Annotated in this window: 1 protein-coding gene; it reads left to right on the plus strand. The window is 49.4% G+C overall.

The genetic code is table 11. The features are described 5' to 3' along the window. Window positions 1-248: 248 nt before the first annotated feature. Window positions 249-633 (plus strand): plasmid replication initiator-like protein (locus GHO42_RS04230; RefSeq protein WP_153384123.1); only part of this gene is annotated, 385 nt, incomplete at its 3' end.

Consider the following 633-nt stretch of genomic DNA (forward strand, 5'->3'; position numbering starts at 1 on the left):
ATGCCAAGCGAAGCGCGGCAAGGGCGTCGCCCTTTAGAGAATTAGAAGAGAAAACAGTAGAAAAGAGGTTAAGTAGTTGATTTATATAGGTTTCATCCAAAGAGCGATGTCTCACGTGGCTATACATCTATGTATCACCCGGTGAGACATCGCTATACGTCATAAAGCATTTGTGAGACATCATGCATCTTGCTAGCATGAGGCATGATGCTTCAAAAAATGCACACTAATGTTTCACGGGGTGATACATGTCTCAGGACGAAAAAAAGGTTCAAAAGCTGGAGGAACAGCTCACCCAAGTGAGGGCCTTGCTGAGCCACACAGTCGACACGCTAGAGCAGGAACGGCGGCTTTCAGCAGTAACCAAAAACCGGGTGGCGGGGGGTTACTACATGATGAGTAGAGCCGCCGAAAAGAACTTAAGAGCGATGCAGCGAGACAACCCAGCGGCAGCCTTGGTGTTCAGCGTTATCAGGGAGAACATGCAGATTGGCACCAACGCAGTGACGATATCTCAAGTAACCCTCTGCAAAATCCTGAACAGGTCTAGAGCGACCATTTCACGCGGTGTGAAGTACCTTGCGGATCACCGGGTGGTTGATACGATCAAGACCGGCAACGTCTCGACCTGTG

The sequence above is a fragment of the Pseudomonas sp. FSL R10-0056 genome, from assembly GCF_009600105.1.
Lineage (GTDB): Bacteria > Pseudomonadota > Gammaproteobacteria > Pseudomonadales > Pseudomonadaceae > Aquipseudomonas > Aquipseudomonas bubulae.